Origin of the sequence: Rhodococcus sp. A14 (genome assembly GCF_011603105.1) — a bacterium.
Lineage (GTDB): Bacteria > Actinomycetota > Actinomycetes > Mycobacteriales > Mycobacteriaceae > Rhodococcus_F > Rhodococcus_F opacus.
In genome coordinates this window covers 1-5,607 of record NZ_JAAOQS010000050.1, presented here as the reverse complement: position 1 = coordinate 5,607, position 5,607 = coordinate 1, and the positions used below count along the sequence as shown (strand labels likewise).

Annotated in this window: 1 protein-coding gene; it reads left to right on the top strand. The window is 67.2% G+C overall.

The window, feature by feature from the left end:
- Positions 1–164 precede the first annotated feature (164 nt).
- Positions 165–5,607 (top strand): non-ribosomal peptide synthetase (locus tag G9373_RS24145; protein WP_167117096.1); only part of this gene is annotated, 5,443 nt, incomplete at its 3' end.

Below are 5,607 nucleotides of genomic sequence, written 5' to 3'. Positions count from 1 at the left end.
ACGGAGCCGCGCCGCTGTGCGACGATGGGGTCTGTGCGCCCTGTTGACGGCGAACGAATTTTCTGGGGGGCGGGGAAAAGCTACCGCCTCCCGCCTTCGCGAGCCAGGATCAGGACGCGGTCACGCTGTGAGCGGTCGGGGATACCTTATGGGGAGGAACCGCCGTGAAGCCCGTCGACACGCGAAAGCCGGCTACACACGATTCGGGCGCGGTGCCCTTCCCGCTGTCTGCGGCGCAGCGTGCCACCTGGTTCGCGCAGCAACTCGACCCCGCGGTGCCGATCTCGGTAGCGCACTACGTGGAACTGCACGGCGACCTCGACATCGACCTGTTGCGACGGGAGACCATCGCGGTGGCCCGCGAGTTCCAGTCGCCGTTCCTCAAGGTCGTCGAGGTCGACGGCCGGCCGATGCAGTACGTGGACCACACCACCGACACGTCCATCGCCGTCATCGACTTTCGCGGTGAGGACGATCCGGTCGCTGCAGCGCACGAATGGATGGACCGGGACTACCAGGCCCCACTCGATCTCGACACGGATCGACTGTTCGAGACCTCGATCCTCTGCGTGGGAGAGTCGCACTACCTGTGGTACAGCCGCATTCACCACGTCGCGCTCGACGGTTACGGCGCCATGACACTGATCAACCGCATCGCGCACCGGTACTCGGCCTCGATGTCCGGTCGCGAACCGGATCCGAATCGAGCCGCGACCCTGCACGAGCTGTACGACGTCGACGCCCGCTACCGGTCCTCCGACCGCTTCGTGGCCGATCGGGAGTACTGGGCGAAACGAGTCGAGGCAGTCGAAGGATCGACCCTGGCCGACGCGACCGCGCCCGCACTCGCCAGGAGCAAGGTCGAGAGTGCCCTGCTGTCCGAGGCGGCCGTTTCCGGAATCCACAACGCCGACAGTCAGGCAAACGCCACCGCGGCAGTCACGATCATCGCCGCCTTCGCCTGCTACCTGTCGCGGATCACGGCGAAAACCGATGTTCTCGTGAATGTTCCGATGTCCGGCCGGACCACGTCGGTGCTGCGCAACTCCGGCGGCATGATGGTCAACGTCGCACCGCTGCCGATCACGGTCGACGAGGACGAGACGGTCGCGGACCTCGTGTCGCGGGTCAGGCGAGAACTGATGGGCGCGTTGCGGCATCAGCGGTGCAGTATCGAGGACATCCGCCGCGACGTGGGCACGGGCACTGGCGCCGAACTCCACGGCCCCATGGTCAACGTCATGCTGTTCCATCAGAACGTCCAACTGGGCCCGCTGGTCGGCGAATACCACATCGTCACGTCGGGTCCGGTGGAAGATCTGCTGGTCAACGTGTACCCGAGCGGGACGCCGGCCGAGATCTTCGTCGATTTCCGGGCCAACCCGAACCGGTACGAGGATTCGGCACTGCGCCTGCATCACCGGCACTTCGTCGAACTGCTGGAAGAGTTCATCTCGGCCGGCCCGCAGGCCCGGGTCGCGACGATTCACGAGGCCACGGCCCTCGACGGTGCGCGACGACGCCTCGCGGCGCACCAACTCGAGTACTGGAAGGATCGGCTGTCGGGGATGCCGGAAGTGCTGAATCTGCCGTCCGATCGGCCTCGCCCCGCCGCGCAAACCCGGGGGGAGGACCGCGTCGACGTTGCGATCGGTGCAGAGGCACATGCCGGAGTGGTGGCCCTGGCGCGGGAACACGACACCACCACGTTCTCGGTGCTGCACGCGGCCTTCACCGTTCTGCTGAGCCGGCTGTCGGGTGCCTCGGATGTGGCGATCGGAACGACGACCGTGGTGGACGACGGCCGGAGCCGGAACCTCGTGGTGCTCCGTAACCGCGTCGAACCGGACACCTCCTTCACTCATCTCCTCGGCCACGTCCGCGATGTCGACCAGGCGGCGTTCGAGCACCGCGACGTCCCTTTCGAACAGGTGGTCCGGACACTCGCGCTCAGCGATTCGCCCGCATACTCGCCGATCGTCCAAGTCCTGTTCGAGTGCCGCGAGGGGGCGGAGACCTCCGGGGTCGGCCGATTCGACCTGCGGGTGACCGCGACCGAGGCCGTCGACGCCGACGGCACCCCGTCCGGGATCACGGCGACACTCGGGTTCGCCACCGATCTGTTCGACCCCGGGACGGTACGTGGCCTCGGCGAACGGTTCCGCCGAATCCTGCAGACGGTCACCGGCGACCCGGCGCTCGCCGTCGGCGACATCGACATCCTGTCCGATACCGAACACGCGACCCTCGTTCCGGTCTCCGGCGTGCCGGGACGTCCGGGTCGCACGCTTTCCGAATTGTTCTCAGCGGCAGCACGAACCAATCCCACCGGTGTCGCGCTCTCGTATCGCGGTGTCGAGGTGACGTACCGAGAATTGGACGAGCGCTCGAACCAGTTGGCACGCGTCCTCGCCGAACGCGGCATCGGGCCGGAGAACTTCGTGGCACTGGGCTTGACTCGCTCGATCGAGTCGGTTCTGTCGATGCTGGCGGTGGCCAAGTCTGGTGCGGCCTACGTGCCGGTGGACCCGAACTACCCGGCCGAACGCATCGAGCACATGCTCGACGATTCGGGCGCTGCGCTGGGGGTGACGGTGTCCGCCGTGCGTTCCCGGCTACCGGACGCCATTCCGTGGCTGGTGCTCGACGACGAAGAATTCCGGTCGCTCTGTGCGACGCAGCCGGAATCCGCCGTGACCGACGCGGAGCGGACGCGGCCTCTCCGCGTGGAGAATCCGTCGTACGTGATCTACACGTCCGGTTCCACGGGCCGGCCCAAAGGCGTCGTGGTCACACACGGTGGCCTGGACGACTTCGCGGCCGAGCAGCGCTCACGATCCGGGGCCACACAGACGTCCCGGATTCTGCACTTCTCCACACCGAGTTTCGACGCGTCCGTATCCGAGTACCTGCACGTGTTCGCCGCCGCCGCCACCATGGTGATCGTTCCGCCCACGATCTACGGCGGCGCCGAGTTGTCCCGCCTCCTGACGTCGGAACGGGTCACCCACGGATTCGTCACCACTGCCGCGCTCGGAACGGTCGAGCCGGACGGACTCGCCGACTTCCGGGACGTGGTGTTCGGTGGCGAGGCGTGCCCGCCGGAACTGGTGAAGCGGTGGGCGCCCGGTCGCAGATTGTGCAACGCGTACGGGCCCAGCGAGGCGACCGTCATGTCGAACATCAGTGCACCGTTGTCACCGGACGGAGCCATCACACTGGGCGGTCCGCTCCGCGGATTCCACGAGGTCGTCCTCGATGCGCGGTTGAACCCGGTGCCGGTCGGCGTGGCCGGGGAGCTGTACGTCGCGGGCGACGCCCTCGCTCGCGGATATCACGGTAAATCAGCGTTGACGGCGGAACGGTTCGTGGCCAACCCCTTCGGCGGCCCCGGCGACCGGATGTATCGCACCGGGGACGTGGTGCGGTGGCGAACCGACCGCACGCTGGAATACCAGGGCCGCAGCGATTTCCAGGTGAAGGTACACGGCTTCCGCATCGAGCTCGGTGAGATCGACACCGTCCTCCATACCCATCCGCGGGTGCGGACCGCAGTGACGATGCCGCGAACGGCACCGTCCGGCGAGACGGTGCTCGTGTCGTACGTGCTGCCGGCAGCAGGGCAACAGCTGGCGACTGCCGAGTTGATCGACTATGCCGCAGAGCAATTGCCGACGTACATGGTGCCGGCAGCGATCGTGATTCTGGACGAGATCCCGATGACACCGGTGGGGAAGCTCGATCGTGCCGCATTGCCGGCGCCGGAATTCCTCTCCACGGCCACCGAGTTCCGTGCGCCCGTCACTCCGGTGGAACGGGCCGTCGCGCGAGTGTTCGCCGACGTGCTGGGTGTGGAACGAATCGGCCTCGACGACAGCTTCTTCGACCTCGGCGGAAATTCACTGGTCGCGACGAAAGTGGTCGCGCGGGTCAACGCCGCACTCGGCGCCGACCTCGTGGTGCGGACCCTGTTCGAGGCGCCGACGGTGGAGGCATTGGCGGGATGGATCGAGGGTGCCCACGCGAGGCGCCCCGACCGCCCGGACCTGGTGGCGCGGACACGCCCCGACCGGATCCCGCTGTCGCTTGCCCAGCAACGTATGTGGTTCGTCAATCAGTACGACACCTCGTCGCCCGCCTACAACATTCCGATGGCGCTGCGACTGTCCGGAACGCTCGACGTGGAGGCGCTCCGGGCGACGGTGGCGGATGTCCTCGAACGACACGAATCGCTCCGCACGGTGTATCCGGCGTCGGTGGACGGACCGCATCAAGTGATCCTGTCACCGGGGGAGGTAATTCCGGATCTGGAGCCGACGGTCTGCGAAGACGAGGACGCAGTGCGCGCGCGGATCGCCGAGTCGACTGCTCAGGGCTTCGACGTGAGCACCGAGGTGCCCGTGCGTGGTGCCCTGTTCCGGACCGGTCACGACGAGCACGTCCTCATGCTGGTGGTGCACCACATTTCGGCGGACGGAGCGTCGCTGGCCCCGCTCGCCCACGACCTGATGGTGGCGTACTCGGCGCGGCTACAGCAGCAGGCTCCCGACTGGCGGCCACTCCCGGTGCAGTACGCCGACTACAGCCTGTGGCAGCGGGCGGCCCTCGGCAGCGACGAGAATCCCGGCAGCATGATGTCGGCGCAGTTGGAGTACTGGAAGCAGACGCTGTCCGGGCTCCCCGACGCGATGGATCTTCCATTGGACCGGCCGAGGCCCGCGGACAGAGCGCTCCGGGGTGGGATCGTCCGGTTTTCGGTGTCGGCGGAAGATCATCGGGAGCTTCTCCTCCTCGCGCGGCAACACAATTCCACGATGTTCATGGTGATGCATGCGGTGCTGGCGGTGTTGGCGGCGCGGCTGAGCGGTTCCGGCGACATCGCGATCGGGACGCCGATCGCCGGGCGGGGCGAGGAAGCACTCGACGACGTGGTGGGGATGCTCGTCAATACCCTGGTCCTGCGGACGATCGTCGAGCCTGCCGCAACGTTCGGCGAGGTGCTGTCCCGGGCGCGGGAAGCGGATCTGGCGGCGTTCGGTCATGCCGAGGTGCCCTTCGAGAGTGTGGTCGATGCAGTCGCACCGACCCGCTCGACCGCGTACTCACCGCTGTTCCAGGTTCTGCTGGAGTTCCAGAACACCGCCCCGGCGCACCTCGACCTGCCGGGACTGACGGTGGAGATCCTCGACGTCGATTCCGGTGTGTCCAAGTTCGATCTGCAGTTGACCCTCGCGGAGCGCTACGACGCGTCCGGGATGGCAGCAGGCATCGAGGCGTCGTTCACGTTCGCGTCGGATGTGTTCGATCCGGACACGGTCGTGGGATTCGGGGAGCGGTTCCTCCGGATTCTGGCGGGAGTGATTGCGGATCCGGATGCGCCAGTGGGTGATGTGGAGGTTCTGGGGCCGGGTGAGCGGGCGTTGGTGGTGGGTTCGTGGAATGCGACGGGTCACCCGGTGCCCCGCACCACCCTCGCCGACCTGCTCGATGCGCAGGTGGCGCGGACCCCGGATGCTGCGGCGGTGGTGTGCGGTGCGGTGGTGTTGTCGTATGGGGAGTTCGGTGCGCGGGTGAATCGGTTGGCGCGGTTCCTGATCGGGGCGGGGG